This is a genomic window from Chryseobacterium antibioticum (genome assembly GCF_012927325.1).
In the GTDB taxonomy this organism is placed as follows: Bacteria; Bacteroidota; Bacteroidia; order Flavobacteriales; family Weeksellaceae; genus Chryseobacterium; species Chryseobacterium antibioticum.
Genome location: NZ_JABBGI010000003.1, coordinates 180,614 through 200,197, shown reverse-complemented (window position 1 = coordinate 200,197; position 19,584 = coordinate 180,614). Strand labels below are relative to the sequence as shown.

The following is a 19,584-nucleotide window of genomic DNA, read 5'->3' as shown; positions in this document are numbered from 1 at the left end:
TTGCAACGATTGTGATATCTGTTGCTTTTATTTTTATAAATTATTATTGATTGCATCCTGTGTTCTGTCTACTCCAAAACTGATGAAAGCGCCTATAAATACGAAAGTATTGACCGGTGGAACTACTGATGAACTTCTGGCTCCGTCAAGAGAAAAATTGTAGCCATACACATTTTTAGATCCTAAAACATTGGAAACACTTAATACAAGAACCGTAAAAGCTTTCGCCTCTTTTTTTCCCAGGTTGGGAAGATAATTGAAGCTGATATTAAGGGCATTGTAGTCTTTCAGTTTTCCTTCATTTCTGATATAGTTGATGACGTTGCTGTTTTCCGATTTTGTTGCAATATCATAATAAGGGCGGCCTTTAGAATAAGTATAAGATAGATTGACCCCTAATTTCCATTCCGGGATAAATCTTTTGGCCACAGCAGAAAGGGTGTGTGCGGACGCGAAATTTGGTTTTAAGCTTACGGGATAATTGATAAAATCTCTTTTTGAATCAAGGAAAGAGTAACTGATCCAGTAATCGATGTTTTCAAAGGTCTTTTTATCTCTCCAGAAAAGCTCCAATCCTTTGGCATACCCGTAACCATTGTTGTTCAGGGCGGTCTGTACCTGCTGATTCTGTTCTTTGTCCGGCACAATGTTAAATGTCTTGATCAGCTGGTCGTATTTTTTATAAAAAGCTTCAAAACGCAGACTTCTTCCCTCTGAAGATCTTTGAACCTGAAAAATATAGTGTTGTGATTTCTGAAATTCAAGATCTGCAGGTCCGTTGATGTATTTGCTTTCAGGATTCTGATAAAACCATCCGTAGGCAAAGGAAGTCGTCCAGTCTTTTGCCAGGCGGTAAGCCACTGCAAAACGGGGAGCAATATTGTTTTTTTCTAAAAACGAGGAGTTTTCAGCCCTCACTCCTATTTTTGCCGACAATGCATTGCTGAAGCCAAGATCTGTTTCTATAAAAGCGGATGAGATCAGATCTTTATAATGTTTCTGAACGTCTCCAAAATTCAGTTTTTCGCCTGTATTATTCAGTTCAAAACCGGCTCTTAATGCGCTGATTTTATTAATTTTCCTTTCAAGAACGGCTTTAAAATTAATGTAATTACCATCCGTTAAAAGTTTCGTCCTGTCTGACTCTATATCATTCGTTTCCGTTGAAAAATTAAGATCGGATCTGTTGTAAGAGTAAGAAGTTCCTGCATTCAGAAGATATTTTCCGAATTTCTGTTTAAAAGACAGGTTATGATAGGTGTTTTTTCCTTTCAGCCTTACGAGGGCAAAATCATATTCCGGTTCTAAGCTTTCTGTTCTCACCCCCATTTTATTAGAGTCATACATTCCGTAATATTTGAAGAATCCGCCAGATTTTGTTTTGATTCTGAAGTTAAAATCACCATTTAAGCCCTGCGGAGCATCAATAAAATCTGTATTAAAATTAAAAACCTTCTGCATAACGCTTAAAAGTGAATAGCCCAACGTTGCTCCAAAAGAATGGGTTTTATCATCACTGAGTTTCTGAAATCCCGCGCTTAAAAATATGGGGGAAATTCCGAAATCATAAGAGCTTTGGTCCGGAAGATCTACACTTTCCAACATCAGCGCTCCTGAAAGAGCCTGACCGTATAATGCAGAATATCCGCCACTTGAAAAGACATTTCCTTTAAAGAGAGAGGTATTGAAACGGTCTCTTCCGGCAATTCCCGGAACTGAATTAGAGAAATAATTGTTGATCAGACTTCCATCCATGAAAATCTTCGATTCCGTTCCTGTTCCTCCTCTGATGAAAAGGCCTTCTGTTTCGCCCACTTTCTGAACACCCGGAAGGTAATTTAAAGCCGAAGATATCTGTCCGTCCGCTCCTGCTGTGGTGTAAATATCAATAGGGGTAAGCAATGCCGTTGCCCTTTTTTTGTCGCTGGCTTCTATAGAACCTGCAGAAACTACAACAGCATCGATCTCGCTGATCTGTTCTTTAAGTTCTGCATTGACAGAAATATCCTGATTGTCAATTACTATTGATTTCTCCACGTCCTGATACTTCGGATGGGCAAATGTCAGAATATGGCTTCCTTTCTCTGAGGTCTCAAAGGAAAAGTTTCCCTGTGCATCTGTGGTAGCACCATCATAAGTGTCTTTAAGCGTTACATTGATTTCATTGACTCCCTTACTTTTGAAAGTGACCTTTCCGGAGATCTTAATCTGTGAATATCCTGCAATAAAGGACAGAAAGGCAATCAGAAGTAAAAGCTTTTTTGCTTGTGTTTTCATGGCGTTAATTTTCGGATCAAAAATAGCACGCAATATGCCTTTCTCTAAAATAAATTTTACTGAAAGGCATACTTTGGCTCCTGAATGGGAAATTAGTAAACCGGGATACAGAAATCCACGATCATTTTACCTTCCGGGTGGTCTTTAAAATTAGAATGATAGATCTCAAACGGAAATGCTTTCTTCATGGAATAATGATGCTCATTCATCCATAAAAATAAGGATACCCAGCACTTTTCAAAGTCATCAAGCGTAAATTCTCCGCTTCCTACAATATATTTGCCGGCATCGATGGTTTCTGAAAATACAACTCCCTTCTGATCCTCCAGTCTTTCATCAAGAAGAATACACGCATGGATTCTTACCTTATCGGCTGCGGTCACTTTAAAGCTGTCATGGTATACGGAGATCATTTTAACATTCTCACGGGGAAATAAGTGCCTTTTTTTCGCCCATTCAATAAGCGTATTATAGGAAGGTTCCACATGGGAAATTCCTAAACTCATAACGGAAGCCAGATTCATTTCCGGCAGTTCTTTTACTTCAATTTTTAAATTCATTTTTGTCCAGTTTAAAAGGTTTTCGACATGGCAAATGTACTGGCTGAAAACCGTATCAACTTGTCCGTTCTTGCTCTGTATCTGTAAAATCTTGTGAAAAGTTTCTGGTGCAGAATTCCGGAATGCGGAGGGAGCTATTCCGTAGTGTTTTTTAAAAGTCTTACTGAAAACAGAGTGACTGGAAAATCCGAGATCGTGATAGATATCTTTCATCGCTATATCCTTCTTTACAGCCAGATAAAAGGCGCTTTTTTCTATTTTTTTTCTGATGATATAGTTCTGGAGTGTCTCTCCGGTAATGAGCTTAAAAATCCTATGGAAATGGAAAGAAGAATACATTCCGATTTCTGCAATTTTTTCCAAAGAAAGATCGGTTTCAAGGTTGTCATCGATGTACCTGATTGTTTTTATAATCCTTTTTTTGTGTTCTTCCATTTCAAAAAATACTGATGGCTAAAGGTATTAAGATACGCAGAATTTCACTTGTCATATATTGCTGTTTCTTAAAAAAGGATTGAAATCATAAAGTGTTTCGGAAAATCTTTTATAAATTTAACGGTATAATCACTTTAAAATCATTTAAAAATGAAAGTACAAACATTAGCACTATTGGCGGGGTGTGCCTTTTTAGCGGCTTCATGCTGCACGACAAAAACGTACACGGTAAACGCTAAGAGCGGAACACAGACTGGCGGAACGGCTAAGTTTACGCAGAAAGGCGAAGAAGTGGTCATGAAACTTGAGGTAACAAGTCTTACTCCGGGTATCCATGCGGTACACATCCACGAAAAAGGCGACTGTTCTGCAGCCGATGGAACTTCTACAGGAGGACACTGGAATCCAGCTAAAGACGACCACGGAAAATGGGGTGCCGATCATTTTCATATGGGAGATATAGGAAATTTAACGGCTGATGCAACCGGAAAAGCAGTCCTTACTTTCAAAACGAATAAATGGTGTCTCGGATGTACAGATGAATCTAAAAATATCATCGGAAAAGGTCTTATCATTCATGCAGCAGCAGATGACTTTCATACTCAGCCTACAGGGAATGCAGGGGGAAGAGTGGGATGTGTGGAAATTAAATAATATCCTATTGATTGCCATAAAAAAACCGCTGATTTTCATCAGCGGTTTTTTTGTTTTATGATTTAGTTCCCATATCGGAAACGATATTCATTGCTTCCTGCAGGTAGGGATCTTTTTTCAGATTTTTGATCCACATTTCAGATTTTTTCTTGAATGCTTCGTCTTTTTTCTCCCTTTCGATTTCTCCAGGGAACATCGTGAACTTAAGACCGTTCTCAAACTTGCTTAAAGCTTTGAATTTCTCGATCTGAGCTTTTCTCTGCTTCATCAGTTCATTGAACTTGTTGACATTAAGTGTAATATTTTCTTCTTTATCCAGTTTTTCTCTCCACTGGGCAGATTCAAGAAGAAGCTGATAATTGTTATTTTTAGCCATTCTGTCGGCACTTGCTTTTTCCAGAGCCTGAATATTGAAATAATTCAGTTTTTGGAATTTAGTTCCAGGAATTTTATCCCACGCTAAAGCATAATCATCATATCTCTCCCCTACTTCTGCGTAAGTAAAGAAGTCTTTCATTTGAATATCAGAAACAATTCCTTTTCTTTGGGTAGATTCTCCTGTAATTCTGTAGAATTTCTGAATCGTCAGTTTTAAAGATCCGAAATCATCTTCCGTATTCAAGAATCTGTTCAAGTCTACAAAGGTCTGTACCGTTCCTTTTCCGAATGATTGCGGAGAACCGATGATCATCGCTCTTCCGTAATCCTGCATTACCCCCGCTAAGATCTCAGAAGCTGATGCGGAAAGCTCGTTCTGCATGATCACTAATGGGCCTGTCCAGATTGGTGTTTCATTTTTATTTTTTAAAGTCTGGATCTTTCCATTGCCGTCTTTCACCTGAACATAAGGTCCCGCATCCATGAAAAGTCCCATGATATCCCCAACTTCAGTAAGAGATCCTCCCCCATTATTTCTAAGGTCCAGAACGATTCCTTCAATATTCTGCTCTTTTAATTTAATGATCTCATTTTTGATGTCATCAGAAGCATTTCTTCCTTTAGCATTCTCAAAATCAGCATTAAAACTTGGAAGATTGATAAATCCGTATTTCTTTCCGTTTGGAGAGTTCACGACAATACTTCTTGCAAATGTATCTTCAATAGCAACTTCTTCACGGATCATGGTTACATCCTTCGTCGTTCCGTCTTTTTTCTGAACGGTAAGGGTAACCGGTGTTCCTTTTTCTCCTCTGATCAGTCTTACGGCTTCATCAGAAAGCATTCCTACTACATTGACCGCGTCATCTTTCGGCTTGGATTTCACTTTTAAGATCTTGTCGCCTTCAGAAAGCTGTTTAGACTTCCAGGCTGGCGCACCAATCGTTAAAGCACCCAGAAATAGATTTCCTTTTTTCTCCTGAATAATAGCTCCGATACCGATCACCTTTCCAGTAAACTGAGTATCAAAATCTTCTTTATCCTTTGGAGAATAATAATTGGTGTGTGGATCAAAAACTTCAGTATATGCATTCATATACACTGTAAACCAATCCATTTTCTTTCTCTTTTTGAATCTTGTGAAGGTATCTTTTACAAGGTCTTTCACTTCATTCGTCGCTTTTTTGATCTTCTGATCCTGCGTAAGCGGCTGATACTTGATGGTATCTTTCAACTTATATTTCTGAACAGAATCTTTCTTCTCTTTCTGAGCTTCTTCTTTGCTGTTCATAGATTCAACCTCCTGAAGAATATTATATTTAATATATTTCCTCCATTCATTATATTGTTCCTGCTTGTTGGCAGGTACTTTTTTAAGCTTCGGTTCAAGAGTCAGAGATTCTTCTTCCTGAAGATTGATTGGCTTGTTGAAAATATCCTGAGTAATCTTATCGATTTCATCTACCCTCTGATATAGTCTGTCTATGGTAAGTTTATAGAATATCAGATCTCCCTGGCTGATATAGTCGTCAAGCTTTGTTTCGTGCTTACCGAATTCGTCCATATCCGACTGCAGGAAATATCTTTTTGCGGGATCTACCAGTTCGAAATAATGTTTATAAACGTCCTTGGAATAGGCATCATTGATGGGTTTAGGGCTGTAATGTAAATAAGAAAGTGTATTCTTTACGCTCACCATGATTGTCTGCATCTTTTCATCGTCATTCTTTGGCGAGTTGAAACAAAACATTAGACTTGTCAATGGAATTAGGAGTAAAAATTTATTCAGTTTGAAATTTTTCCACATAAACTGTCTTTATTTATTGATTTTTTTTTAATATATACTACAATTAGTAGCAGCAATTAATTCGCTGTTACAAACTATCAAATTTAATACCTTATTTACAATTATCGGATAGTTTTAAATGTTTTTTATTAAAACCCGTTCAGTGGAAGTATTGTTATTTAAAATGTACCAAACTACATAACTTATAATCAATATGTTATAGGTTATTTAAATGGTAATGTATACTTTTTCAATCTATTAAAAATTATAGTCCCCTAATTAACGATCACTCCTTTTGTCATACAGGATAACAGCAGATCAGATCTTCTTTAGCCCATATTTACAGAGAAGTTTTTTATGATTGATTCATCATTGTCTTCCTTCTCAGACCAAAACTTATATTTCCTGAATTGCGTTTATCTTCAAAACTTTTTAGCTAAATTTGAAGTGTGGGAACTTTTTCTTTCTGTCCAAAACGACGAAGAAAAGCCCTTTATACGAGCAATTTATGCTAAAATTAAACTGATTTTATGGAAAGACCGCTTATTCTGGTTACTAATGATGATGGAATTACCGCACCTGGTATCAGAAACCTAATACAATTTATGAACGAAATTGGAGATGTTATTGTCGTTGCACCGAACTCTCCCCAAAGTGGAAAAGGCCACGCTATTACAATCAATTCTACCCTAAGCTACGAAGAAGTACAACTTGATGGGCCACAGACCGATTTTTCATGTAGCGGAACTCCTGTAGACTGTGTAAAAATGGCTCTTGACAAAATCTTGACAAGAAGACCGGATATCGTAGTTTCAGGGATCAACCATGGCGCTAATTCTTCCATCAATGTGATCTATTCTGGAACGATGTCCGCAGCTGTAGAAGCTGGTGTAGAAGGAATTCCGGCTATCGGATTTTCACTAATGGATTTTAGCTGGGAAGCTGATTTTTCACAAGCCAAAGATTATATCCAGAATATTGTCAGAAGAACGCTTGAAAACCCAATGCCTAAAGGTATTGTACTGAACGTTAATATCCCAAAACTCACTACAGGAGAAATCAAAGGTGTAAAAGTCTGCAAGCAGGCGAATGCTAAATGGGAAGAAAGCTTTGACGAAAGAGTAAATCCTCACGGAAAGAAATATTACTGGCTGACAGGATATTTCAATAATATGGATGAGTCTGAAGATGCCGACGAAACCGCATTGGCCAACGGATATATTTCAATCGTTCCTGTAAAGTTCGACCTTACAGCCTATGAATATATGAAAACCCTTGAGGAAGTAATGAATTTTGACTGATGTACGAGAAGCTAGACAATCCTGTTTATCATTCACTTAATGAATATCATGAAAAGTTCTGTTTCAATTTTGGGAACACGAAATTCTATAACCCTGAAGTAGCCTCTTTTGGAGCAGCAGCAGAGCTTTCAAGAGAAAAAGACATCACAGAATACGCAAAGATCTGTGATGATTTTCTGATTTTCGGTGCTCAGCCTGATCTGGGAAATTTAAAAACAGAACTGTCCAGACTTATCTGTGATCAATATGTTTTGGAGAATTCCGTTCAGATAGATTTCACTGAAGATATTGTGGAACTGAAAGAAGAAAATCATGAGGAGCTCATGGCATTTATCATGAAGTTTTATCCTTATTATTTCAAAGCCAGAACTCCCGAATTAGGACGTTATTTTGGCATATTTAAAGACCATAAGCTTGTTGCAGTTACCGGCGAAAGAATGCAGATGAATGACATGACAGAGGTAAGCGCTGTGATCACAGATACGGATCATCTGGGGAAAGGTTTAGCCAAACAACTGGTTGCTTTTGTTTCCGGAAAGATCTTTGAAGATGGAAAAACGCCTTTTCTGCATGTGGCGGAAAGTAATACAGGAGCCAAAAAACTGTATAAAAAACTCGGCTTTATGCATCGGGGAACTATAAATTTATGGGGTGTGAAAAGATAATTTTCCGCCCTTTATTTTTCCCATAGATTTCAAGAATTACACAAATTCACACCATTCCTTTCCTTTTAAAAATCAATACGTTCACGCCCAAGTCATTCTGCTGACTTCAGGACCTTCCCCCTTCCGGCTTCGAGCTTTCTCACTTTATCAAAACCAGGTTAAAAAATCTATAAAACCCTCTCTTTTCCATTTTCCCTTGAAAGTTTTCCCTACATTTATTATTATTAATTTTTTCCAGATTATGAGAATAGAAAATGATATAAAGCTTGGATTCAAGGATGTAATGTTCCGTCCCAAACGTTCTACATTAAAATCCCGCTCAGAAGTGGATCTCGAAAGAGAATTCACCTTCAAGCATACGAAAAAGAAATGGAGCGGAGTTCCCCTAATCGCAGCTAATATGGATACGGTGGGAACTTTTGAAATGGCTGTAGAACTGGCCAAAGACAAGATCATTACAGCTGTTCACAAACATTATACTCCTGAGGAATGGAGCCAATTTCTGGACAGCCAGCCTGAAAGCATCCATCAATATATTGCGTTGAGTACCGGTACAGGAAAAGCAGATGAAGAAAAACTTAGAGTGATCCTCGAGAAGCACCCAAAAATCGAGTTTCTCTGCATTGATGTAGCCAATGGATATTCTGAGCATTTCGTTGGATTTGTGAAGAAAGCAAGGGCTAATTTTCCGGATAAGATCATTATGGCCGGAAACGTAGTAACCGGAGAAATGGTAGAAGAACTTCTTCTGGTAGGTGCTGATATCATCAAAGTAGGTATCGGGCCTGGTTCGGTATGTACAACGAGAGTAAAAACAGGGGTCGGATATCCGCAGCTTTCAGCTATTATTGAGTGTTCTGATGCGGCACACGGCCTTGGAGGGCATATTATTGCTGACGGAGGCTGTAAAGTTCCGGGAGATGTGGCTAAAGCTTTTGGTGGAGGCGCAGATTTCGTCATGCTGGGCGGAATGTTTGCAGGCCATGATGAAAGTGGCGGTGAGATCATTGAGGAAAACGGGAAAAAATTCCGTCTGTTTTATGGGATGAGTTCCAAAACAGCCATGGATAAACATTCCGGAGGTGTTGCCGAATACCGCGCTTCGGAAGGGAAAACCGTGAAAGCAGTGTATAAAGGTCCTGTTTCAGAAACCGTAAAAGATATTTTGGGAGGTGTACGCTCTACATGTACCTATGTAGGGGCTTCCAAGCTTAAAGAACTGTCCAAGAGAACCACTTTTATCAGGGTTCAGGAGCAGGAAAACCAGGTTTTTAAAGATTAACAGATTTTTCAATCTTTCAAATTATAAAATAGGCTGTACAAGTGATGTACAGCCTATTTTGATTTATTATTAAGTCAGCATTCCGCCGTCTACGTTCAGCGTCTGTCCTGTGATATAAGAAGCCATTTCGCTTCCTAAGAATACACATGCATTGGCAACGTTTTCAGTTTGTCCCAGTCTCTTCAACGGAATCTGGTCTCTCCATCCCTGAATCGTTTTTTCATCCAATACCGATGTCATTTCCGTTTCAATAAATCCGGGAGCAACAGCGTTACATCTGATGTTTCTTGATCCTAATTCCAGGGCGATAGATTTTGTGAATCCAATCACTCCTGCTTTAGAAGCGGCATAATTGGACTGTCCGGCATTTCCGCTGATTCCAACTACTGAAGTCATATTGATAATAGATCCTGATTTAGCTTTCATCATCGGTTTGATCACCGCTTTTGTAAGGTTAAATACCGAATCCAAATTGATTCTCATTACTTTATCCCAGTCTTCTTTAGACATTCTCAACAAAAGGTTATCTTTTGTGATTCCTGCATTATTGATCAAAATATCGATCTTTCCAAACTCCTCCATCACATCATCGATTAGCTTTTGAGCTGCATCATAATCTGATGCGTCAGACTGATATCCTTTGATCTTGGTTACAGAACTTAAAGCTGCTTCTAACTCTTGAGCTTTTTCTACAGAGCCGGCATAGGTAAATGCTACCTGTGCACCCTGTTCAGCGTACATTTCAGCAATTTTCTTTCCGATTCCTCTTGTAGCTCCGGTAATTAGTGCTACCTTTCCTTCTAATAGTTTCATCATATCTCTTGATAATTATATTCTTAGTAAATACTTCCGTCTTTGAAAAAACGGCAATTTAGCACATTTAATTTTATAGAAATTAAACAGTCCGCAAAGATATTATAAATTGTTATTCAATGCATTTCAAATCATCAAATTAGTGAAATTTTTTGTCTGTTTTTTATCATATTTAAAGACGGCTGCCACTATTTTTAAATCTTGTAAAATAAAGGATATCGGTTTTTTTGTCTTTATCCAGTTTCAAAACTTCCTTCTGCCAGTAATATTTATCATAAATAATATCCTTCAAAGGCTCATTCTGAAAATTCACCACTCCATATTTATCCTGCTTCTTTACGACAATCTCATTCTCGGAATTTTCAAATGCAATGATGTCGTCATAGATAAAAGGAACGATCTCCTTCCCTTTTTCGTCCATTATTCCGTATAAATTACTGGTGTTTCTGCAGACCACAGGTTTTGAATACAGATTGAAAATATTAAAGAAATCCGGCTCCTGTTCTTTGATAGAGACAATGTCTTTCAGAATAGAAGCAGATTGGTTCAGCACAGAAAATTGATAGTAGCTATCCTGTTTTTTAATGATGAGATGATCAGGATAAAAGGCAATAACCTGTGTATTTTCGTCCAGAATATTCTTTAAATCTTGGTTTAGAAATTGCTCTTCCTTTCCTTTTTTAAGATAAATAAAGTCTTTCCCTGAAATATTGAAGTTCTGGATAAAGTCATATTCCTGGGGAACAATGATGTCTCCATGAAGGTTCACTACTCCGGTTTTCTTTAACTTATCGCTGTACACTGTGAAAAGATCATTAAATAATGGCGTTAAATACTTGAAATTATTTGGATAAAGCTTCCTGTCTTTCTTGTTAAAAACGCTCGCCTTTCCTTTTTTTCGAAGATAAACATATTGCTTTGTTCCAAAATATTCAGGGGCCGCATCATCAAAGATCTCCTCGGCAAGGATATGGTCTTCAGCATCAACTAGGCCATATTTTCCTGTCGTTCTGTTTCTGGTAATCAGATAGGGATAAGAAGCTATACTGTAAATCTGTGTTGAAAACTGGTGCAGTGTTTGTCCGTCTTTTCCAATGATCTCGCTCTGATTATCTTCATTGATGATCAATGCTTTGCCATTTTCGAAGTGATAATCCTCTTTAAATGTACGATCACTGATTTGTTTTCCGTCAAGATCATATAAAAACCACTTTTTATCTTTCATGATAAAGAAGCGGTCTTCCCCAGCAAACTGAATCCTGTCCGAATAAGGGATGATCTGCTTTCCGTTATAATCATAAACGGCGTCTTTCCCTTCTTTTGAAGAAATAATCCGTTTGTCGCTGAGCCAGGGTGTATTAAAACTCTGGTTATCGAGAGGAAGCAGCTGGTTTCCTTTCTCGTCGATGACGGCAGATTTGGTCTTATAATTGGCTTCTTCAGTAAGAATAAACCTGTTTTTAAAGATATGTGAAATACTGTATGGCGACTCAAAAGTTATATTTCCCAATGAATCTACGATACTTCTGGTCTTTGTTTTTGCATCATAGACGGTTCCATATCCTCCTGAATAGGAATTCACTTCTTTTCCGGTCTTTTTTGATAAAAGAATTTTTTTATACTGATTGGTCTGGGCCATACACACTGACGAACACAGTGCGAAAACTAAGTTTTTCAATGAATTTAGATAGAATTATTGACAATAAGAACGATCTCTCCTTTTAAAGTTTTGCTTTTGGAAAATTCAATTAATTCATTGATTGTTCCGCGTTTGGTTTCTTCAAACTTTTTAGAAATTTCCCTGCTCAGACTGGCTTTTGTTTCTTCTCCGAAGAATTCTCTGATCTGCTCCAGGGTTGTATTGATCTTATGTGGGCTTTCGTATAAAACAATGGTTTTTTTCTCTTCAGCCAGTTGCTTAAGCTTGGTTTGTCTTCCTTTTTTCTGTGGCAGAAATCCTGCAAACAGAAATTCGTTATTCGGAAGTCCGGAAACCACAAGGGCCGGAATCAGGGCTGTAGCTCCGGGAAGACATATCATTTCGATATCATTCTCTGAGCCTGCTCTCGCCAACAGATAGCCAGGATCTGATATTCCGGGGGTTCCTGCATCGGTAATGATAGCAATGTTCTGCCCGCTTTTAAGATCACCAATTACCTTTTCGGTGGCCTGATGTTCGTTATGAAGATGATAGGATTTTAAAGGTTTGGAAATCTCGTAATGCTTTAAAAGTATTCCTGATGTCCTTGTGTCTTCACATAAAATATAATCAACTTCTTTAAGGACTTTTATAGCCCTGAAGGTCATATCTTCCAGGTTCCCAACGGGTGTGGGAACAAAATATAAGATTCCGCTCAAAATTATAAGAATTTATTTTCTACCAATATCCAGAGTCTCTGGGCATATTCATCTACTTTACTCCACTTTCTCTCGTAATAAAGATCGCTAAGATACTCTTTTGCTTCTTCCAGATTCCTGAATCCGTTAAGATGGGACACCGTTTCGTTCAGATCCAACTGACTTCCGTTGAAGAGCATTTTTGAAAAAGCAATTCTGTCATTCAGATCCAGTCTGAATTCAGGTTTTACCTTATCTGCCTCCATAAAGTTGGTAGGAATGTTTGTTTTCAGGATGCCTCCCTGATCTTCTTTTGTTTCAGATACGGGTTTCTGCTTGGGTATCTCTCTTTCCAGAGGATCGTCATCAAAAAGAGTCTGTACAGCCTTCAATCCTTTGATATTGGCCAGTTTTATTTTTTTCTCCTGCTGATAAGCATCGAGATCTTCGAAGCTTTCATCAGAAGCAGGTTTTTCTGTTTCGTGAAAAGGTTTGTCTATGTCGACAATTTTTCTTCTGTCATATACTTCCGCAAGAATGGTTTCTTCCTTTTCTTCTAAAGGAAAATCATTTTTTATTTCGCTCAGAATACTTTCTACATTGGAAGTTTCTGTAAGCATTTCTCCTTGTTCCATCATGACATGGGATGTAGCAAACTGCTCTTCATTTTCCTCGATCAGTATTTCATCTTCCAACATTTCAGTATCAAAAATACTTGGAATTCTTTCTGTCGGTTCATTGGATTTATCTGATAGCTTATGATGATCTGATTCTTCTTTTTCAAGATCACTTAAATCAATTATTTCATGTGAAACCTCGTCTTCATTTTCATCAATTTCATTAAGCTGATTATTAAAAACTACTTCTTCTTCCGTAGTTTCAGTGGTGAATAAATCTTCATTCAGATCTTCATCATTATCCGGTTCAGCATCAGCAAGAATTCTTTCTTCATCTACGAAACTCAATACTTTTTCGTCGGTATTGAATGGTTCATTTTCTTCTATTTCGTTCAGCTGGCTATTAAAAACATCTTCCTCTTCTGCAACTGTACCGTGAGAATCTTTATCCTGAACGCCTTCCGTTGAGTCATGTCCGTCATTTTCTTCTGCAAAACTGGCCATATTCTCGTGGAATTCATTTTCTACGATCTCATCGAGCTGATGGTTAAATTTTTCCTCTTCATCATTTGATGAATTAGTATAATTTTCACCTTCGTTTTCATCAATTTCATTAAACTCATTGTTGAAGATCGCTTCTTCTTCCGTCACATCATGATTAGATTCATGACCTTCGTCTAAATTCAATGAAACATACTGGCTCTGGGCGTTTTGCTGTGAATGATCTGTAATAAAATACTCGATATTTTTTTCCAGCAGCCGTAAAAAAGAAATCCTGTTCGCAAGCTCATCTACAAGATCCTGCTTGGAAAGTAATTCGTCTACATTGTTTATTTTATCCAGGATATCAATGATATTCTTGGATTCAAAAAAAATTTTTTCCTTTAAATCTTGGATGTTTTGCATAATAAGAATCTTATTAAAATTGCTTACTTTTGATCTTAAAAATATACGGCTAATTTAACAAATGTTTTTAGAAAATACAATTAATCATTCCAAACAAAGTGGTTGGATGGAAGTTATTTGTGGCTCTATGTTTTCGGGGAAAACCGAGGAGCTGATCCGAAGATTGCGAAGAGCAGAAATGGCGGGACAGAACGTGGAAATTTTTAAACCGAGACTGGATACACGATATTCTGAAGAGGACGTAGTTTCTCATAATCAGAATAAAATACGCAGTACAGCAGTAGATAATCCCAATGAAATTCTTTTGCTGGCTTCTAACTGTGACGTGGTGGGAATAGATGAGGCGCAGTTCTTTGATGAAAGCATTGTTGATATCGCTAATCAGCTTGCCAACAGCGGTACGAGAGTAGTGGTGGCAGGGCTTGATATGGATTTCCTGGGACGTCCGTTCGGACCGATGCCTAATTTAATGGCTACCGCAGAGTATGTGACAAAAGTGCATGCTATTTGCAAGAGAACGGGTAATCTAGCCAACTATTCCATGAGAACTTCCCAGGGAAATGATCTCGTAGAGCTTGGTGAAACAGAAAGTTATGAAGCAGTAAGCCGACGTGTTTTTATTGACGAAGTACTTTTAAAAAAGAAAATATAATAAAACCGCTGAATCGCGGTTGATAATAGCAAAGGCGCAGAGTTATTTCTAATACACGACCATTTTAAGACCCCAGAAAATCACCATTTTCCGCAGGCAGGGCTCAATTTTATCTTCGATAAGATGCTTACACCCTAAGAAGGTATCTGTTATTAATTATTTTACGCCTTTACCATTGTTCAAAAAAATAAATTAACTTGTAAAGGTAAATGACAAAACTTTGAAAAGGAATATGGTTTAAAAACATCATATCTCTCTTTCCTCAAAAGTTTACCGTTATGAGCTCAAAATAAAGCAGAAGGGGGCACCAATGAACTATACAGTACAACAAATTGCAGAGATCACCAATGCACAGATCATTGGAGACAAAGAACTAGTGGTCAAAAATATAGCGTTTGACAGCAGAATTATTTATTCAACGAAAAATACGGCATTTGTAGCGATCAATACGCATAAAAATTCCGGTGAAAAATTCATTGAATCTGCAGTTGATCGTGGTATTGATATCATTATTTCTGAACATCAGTATCCGCAGTTTGAACATGTAACGTGGATCATAGTTGACAATTCGGTGGATTTTCTTCAGAAACTGGCAAAATATCATTTCGAAAATGCTCATCTTAAATCTATAGGAATTACCGGAAGCAACGGGAAAACCATTTTAAAAGAATGGCTTTATCAGTGTCTGTGGAATGAATTTCCGACCGTAAAAAGTCCGAAAAGTTTCAATTCCCAGATTGGTCTTCCACTTTCTCTGCTCCAAATTAACAGTTCACAGGAACTTGGAATTTTTGAAGTAGGAATCTCAAAGCCTCATGAGATGGAAAAACTGGAAAATATTTTTCATCCCCAGATCGGACTGCTCACTCATATTGGAAATGCCCATGCCGCCAATTTTGAATCCGAAGAAGAATTGATTGATGAAAAAATCATACTTTTCAAAGATTCTGAAGTCATTATTTACAATGGCGACAACGAATTGGTTGACAAAAAGATACACGAATTATATTCAAGCAAAAGATTAATTTCTTACGGATTTAAAAAGAACAACCAGGTTTTCATCAAAGAAAATATTTCTAAAGATGAGAAGATTACGGTTGTTTATTTTGATGAAGAGATCTGCTTCCCTGTTCACCAGAGGGATGAAGCTACACTGACCAATGCTTTGGCTTTGGTCACGGTTTTAAAGGAACTGAATATCGATAATCAAAAGATTGTTGAAAAAATCAATTCTTTAAAGGCTGTGGAAATGCGTCTGGAAGCGATTGAAGGAATTAAAAATAATATTGTTATCAATGATTCTTTTAATCTGGATCTGGATTCTCTGAAAACCGCACTTCAGTTTCTGAATGAATATAAAAAATCTAAAAAGTCGTTGGTTTTAACGGATATTGTAGGGGTTAATTCTAATTCTAAAGAACTCTATGAAGAAGTTTCCGAGCTTGTGAATGACCAGAATTTTGATTCTGTATTTCTTGTTGGCGATGAAATTTCAAAATTCAGTAATTTATTTAAATCTAAAACTTTTACTTTCGTAGATACTAAAGAATTAATTGACAGTAAACATCTTACGGAAATTGAAAACCAGATTATCCTGCTGAAAGGAGCGAGAAAATTTGAGATCGAAAAACTAAAAGATATTCTTGAACTCAGAAAGCACGATACCGTTCTGGAGATCAATCTCAATGCCATTCTTCACAATATCAACTATCACAAGTCCCTATTGAAACCGGGAATAAAAATGATGGCCATGGTTAAAGCGAATGCTTACGGATTGGGTAGTTATGAAATCTCTGAATTCCTACAGCATCATCACATTGATTATCTGGGTGTTGCTTATGCCGATGAAGGTATAGAGCTCCGTAAAAAAGGGATTACCACGCCTATTATAGTCATGAATCCTGAACAACACAGCTACGAGGCTATTATTGAGTATAATCTTGAACCTGAAATTTACAGTTTCAGGGTTCTGGAGTTGTTCTATGAAGCAGTTCAGAAATCCGGATACGATAAAAAGTATCCTATTCACATCAAGCTGGAGACGGGAATGCACCGTCTTGGTTTTAAAGATTTTGAATTGGATCAGCTAAGTGAAACTTTAAGCCACAAAAATATGAAGGTTCAGAGTATGTTTAGCCATTTATCTTCTTCTGACATGCCTGAGGAAAGGGAATTTACATTAAGACAGTTCGAAGTTTTTGAAAAGAATTCCAATTATCTGATCGAGAAGCTGGGCTATACTCCTCTCCGACATATCCTTAATTCTTCCGGAATAACAAGTTATACGGCTCATCAGTATGATATGGTAAGAATCGGGATCGGAATGATTGGAGAATCACCATGTGGTGAAATACAGAAACAACTTCAGTCTGTGGTAAGTTTTAAAACCGTAATTTCACAGATATCAACTGTTGATACCGGAGAATCTGTAGGCTACAGTAGAAAATATAAGCCGGACCATGCCGCCAGGATTGCTACCATCCCTGTTGGCTATGCAGACGGAATCCCAAGACTTATTGGTAACCAGGTTGGAAATGTGGGGGTAAACAAAACGCTGACTCCCATTGTAGGAAACATTTGTATGGATATGATGATGATCAACGTAGATCAAATCCCCAACATAAAGGAAGGTGATACGGTCACCATTTTTAATGCAAAACCAAGTTTAAAAGAATTCGCAGGCTACTGCAAAACCATAACCTATGAAGTGTTAACGTCCATTTCGCCCCGGGTGAAACGGATTTATATAAAAGATTAATTATGAGAAAACTCCTGATCCTTCTCTTCGTATTTCAACTCCTGATGATCCATTCACAAGTGAAAAAGGATCTGGTCATACCCAAAAATCCCAGAATAGGCCTTTCCCTTGCCGGTGGCGGAGCTAAAGGTTTTTCCCATGTAGGAGTGCTGAAAGTATTAGATTCATTGGGGGTAAAAGTAGATTATATTTCCGGAACCAGTATGGGTGCCATTGTGGGTGGTTTGTACGCTTCGGGATATTCCGGAAAAGAGATAGAAAAGATCGTAATGGATACAGATTTCTATTCTTTGATCATGGATCCGAAATCCAGACAGGAAACTTCTTTCTTTAACAAAGCCGTAGATAAATATCTTTTATCCATTCCCTTAAAAAACGGCAAAATATCCCTACCCTCCTCTATAAGTTCAGGACAGCGAAATGTCTACCTTCTCAAAGAACTTTTCAAAAATGTTTCCAATATTGATGATTTCTCCAAGCTGCCTATTCCTTTTATGTGTGTCGCCACCAATCTGGAAAGCGGAAATATGGAAATCTTCGAAAAGGGAGATCTTGTACAGTCCATTATGGCCAGCTCTGCCTTCCCTTCTCTTATGGATCCGGTAAAAATTGGAGACAGCATTTATATTGATGGAGCAATGACGGTTAACTATCCATCAAAACCATTAAAGGACAAAGGAATCGATATCGTGATCGGTGTGGACCTTAACCAGGATTTATCGACAAGAGAGGATTTAAGCAATATTATATCAATTCTAAATCAGGTCATTGATTTCGGAATTAAAAGAGATACCAGAAAACAGTATAAATATACCGATATCAATATCAAACCTAATCTTAAGGGAATGACTGCGACAAGCTATGATGATAAGAAGAAAATTCTTGACAGTGGCTATGTGGAAGGCATGAAGTATACCAAGATACTGGATCAGCTTCCTAAACGGTCGTTTGACCGCCTTAGAGAGCGCGTAAATCCAATATATTCCAATGTATATAAGATTGACAGCATTTCATTGGATGGAGGCAAAATATATGGTAAAAACTACGTTTTGGGGAAAATGGGCCTCCGCCTCCCTTCTATGCAGACGTATGGCAGCATCAACAAGAAAATAGATAAGCTTGTTGCCACCAATAATTACAGGTTTATCAACTATGATATCATTCCGGAAAATGATGCCAATTATCTTAAGCTCTATGTTACAGAGGATGAAGCCCGTCACTTTTTGAAAGTCGGATTGCATTATGATGAAGTATTTAAAACCGGACTTCTTCTGAATTATTCGGGAAAACGTCTCTTATTCAAAAATTCAAATCTTTCACTGGATGTTATCGTGGGAGATCAGCCCAGATATTATCTGAATTATTTTATTGATAACGGATATATCCCAGGTTTCGGTATCTACTCTTCAGGAATGAGCTTTGACCTGAAAAACATAGATAATAATGTGGTAGATAAGTGGGAATGGTTCAGGAATGAAGCCTATATACAGTCTGTGTGGAAGGATAAATTCGCCATAGGCGGAGGGATTAGTCACGATTATTTTGGCGCTGAAATAAATGGACAGCATGAAAGATACATGCGTTTCTTAAACCCTTATGTATTCTTAAAAAGTGATACCCAGAACGATAAAGACTTCCCTTCCAGAGGGATTTATATTGCCGCTGAAGGTAAAGTAATCGATCTATTGAAGTCTGAGGTAGAAAAAAGAATTATACAGGTTAAGGCAGATATCAGGATTAATATTCCTCTTTCCAAACAGTTCTCTTACCGTCTTAATCTTTATGGAGGAGTTACCATTGGTGATAATCTTCCGGAGTTCTACCAGTACAGACTCGGTGGGATCTTTGAACAGAATCTGATCAATTTTAAAAGCTTTGGAGGCTTCTATTTTGCACAACTCAACGCCAATAATGTGGTTCTGGTTTCCAATGACATTCAATTTAAATTTAATAAAAGCTATTTCTTAAGCGGGAATTTTAGCTTTGCCAATCTTTCGGATGATATCAATTTCGAAGAAACTGTTAAAGTAAACTATAGCTCAGTAGGGCTTACCGCCGGCTATAAATCTCCTTTCGGGCAGATTAAAATCAATTTTAGCCACTCACTTAAAAACAATCAAAAAGGCATATTCAGTGTTATTTTAGGACACTGGTTTTAATACA

Annotated in this window: 14 protein-coding genes; 7 read left to right on the top strand and 7 right to left on the bottom strand. The window is 37.6% G+C overall.

From position 1 onward, the window contains the following. Positions 1-33: 33 nt before the first annotated feature. On the bottom strand, positions 34-2,277 hold the full coding sequence (locus tag HHL23_RS03715) for a TonB-dependent receptor (RefSeq protein ID WP_169233471.1): 2,244 nt from the start codon (positions 2,275-2,277) through the stop codon (positions 34-36). A 92-nt stretch (positions 2,278-2,369) separates the two neighbouring features. Continuing rightward, positions 2,370-3,272, bottom strand: a complete 903-nt coding sequence (locus HHL23_RS03710) for an AraC family transcriptional regulator (RefSeq protein WP_169233470.1) — start codon at positions 3,270-3,272, stop codon at positions 2,370-2,372. 150 nt (positions 3,273-3,422) lie between these two features. On the opposite strand from HHL23_RS03710, the gene HHL23_RS03705 reads away from it, so the two are divergent. Further along, a complete protein-coding gene (locus HHL23_RS03705; RefSeq protein ID WP_169233469.1) occupies positions 3,423-3,926 on the top strand; it encodes a superoxide dismutase family protein in 504 nt (167 codons plus the stop codon). A gap of 55 nt (positions 3,927-3,981) precedes the next feature. Here HHL23_RS03705 and HHL23_RS03700 read toward each other — a convergent pair whose 3' ends face one another. Continuing rightward, a complete protein-coding gene (locus HHL23_RS03700; protein WP_169233468.1) occupies positions 3,982-6,111 on the bottom strand; it encodes a carboxy terminal-processing peptidase in 2,130 nt (709 codons plus the stop codon). 509 nt (positions 6,112-6,620) lie between these two features. Between HHL23_RS03700 and surE the strand changes: the two genes are divergently transcribed. The 3 genes from surE to HHL23_RS03685 all read left to right on the top strand — a co-directional run bounded on the left by surE (position 6,621) and on the right by HHL23_RS03685 (position 9,338). Continuing rightward, complete coding sequence (gene surE, locus HHL23_RS03695) at positions 6,621-7,391, top strand: 5'/3'-nucleotidase SurE (RefSeq protein ID WP_169233467.1); 771 nt, start codon at positions 6,621-6,623, stop codon at positions 7,389-7,391. Beyond that, positions 7,391-8,056: a GNAT family N-acetyltransferase gene (locus HHL23_RS03690; protein WP_169233466.1), complete on the top strand. Its 666-nt coding sequence runs from the start codon at positions 7,391-7,393 to the stop codon at positions 8,054-8,056. The genes surE and HHL23_RS03690 overlap by 1 nt, the downstream gene beginning before the upstream one ends. Before the next feature lie 241 nt (positions 8,057-8,297). After that, positions 8,298-9,338: a GMP reductase gene (locus HHL23_RS03685; RefSeq protein ID WP_169233465.1), complete on the top strand. Its 1,041-nt coding sequence runs from the start codon at positions 8,298-8,300 to the stop codon at positions 9,336-9,338. 69 nt (positions 9,339-9,407) lie between these two features. On the opposite strand, the gene fabG is transcribed toward HHL23_RS03685, so the two are convergent. The 4 genes from fabG to HHL23_RS03665 all read right to left on the bottom strand — a co-directional run bounded on the left by fabG (position 9,408) and on the right by HHL23_RS03665 (position 14,011). Beyond that, on the bottom strand, positions 9,408-10,151 hold the full coding sequence (gene fabG / locus HHL23_RS03680; RefSeq protein WP_169233523.1) for a 3-oxoacyl-[acyl-carrier-protein] reductase: 744 nt from the start codon (positions 10,149-10,151) through the stop codon (positions 9,408-9,410). A gap of 172 nt (positions 10,152-10,323) precedes the next feature. Continuing rightward, positions 10,324-11,829, bottom strand: a complete 1,506-nt coding sequence (locus HHL23_RS03675) for a WG repeat-containing protein (protein WP_169233464.1) — start codon at positions 11,827-11,829, stop codon at positions 10,324-10,326. A gap of 5 nt (positions 11,830-11,834) precedes the next feature. Next, on the bottom strand, positions 11,835-12,509 hold the full coding sequence (rsmI, locus tag HHL23_RS03670; RefSeq protein ID WP_169233463.1) for a 16S rRNA (cytidine(1402)-2'-O)-methyltransferase: 675 nt from the start codon (positions 12,507-12,509) through the stop codon (positions 11,835-11,837). 2 nt (positions 12,510-12,511) lie between these two features. Beyond that, on the bottom strand, positions 12,512-14,011 hold the full coding sequence (locus tag HHL23_RS03665) for a hypothetical protein (RefSeq protein ID WP_169233462.1): 1,500 nt from the start codon (positions 14,009-14,011) through the stop codon (positions 12,512-12,514). Between the two features lie 61 nt (positions 14,012-14,072). Here HHL23_RS03665 and HHL23_RS03660 point away from each other — a divergent pair, with 61 nt between their 5' ends. From HHL23_RS03660 to HHL23_RS03650, 3 genes are all read left to right on the top strand, one after another. Next, positions 14,073-14,663, top strand: coding sequence for a thymidine kinase (locus HHL23_RS03660; RefSeq protein ID WP_169233461.1), 591 nt, complete (start codon positions 14,073-14,075; stop codon positions 14,661-14,663). Between the two features lie 310 nt (positions 14,664-14,973). Continuing rightward, complete coding sequence (locus HHL23_RS03655; protein ID WP_169233460.1) at positions 14,974-17,421, top strand: bifunctional UDP-N-acetylmuramoyl-tripeptide:D-alanyl-D-alanine ligase/alanine racemase; 2,448 nt, start codon at positions 14,974-14,976, stop codon at positions 17,419-17,421. Between the two features lie 2 nt (positions 17,422-17,423). Next, positions 17,424-19,580: a patatin-like phospholipase family protein gene (locus tag HHL23_RS03650; protein ID WP_169233459.1), complete on the top strand. Its 2,157-nt coding sequence runs from the start codon at positions 17,424-17,426 to the stop codon at positions 19,578-19,580. Positions 19,581-19,584 lie beyond the last annotated feature (4 nt).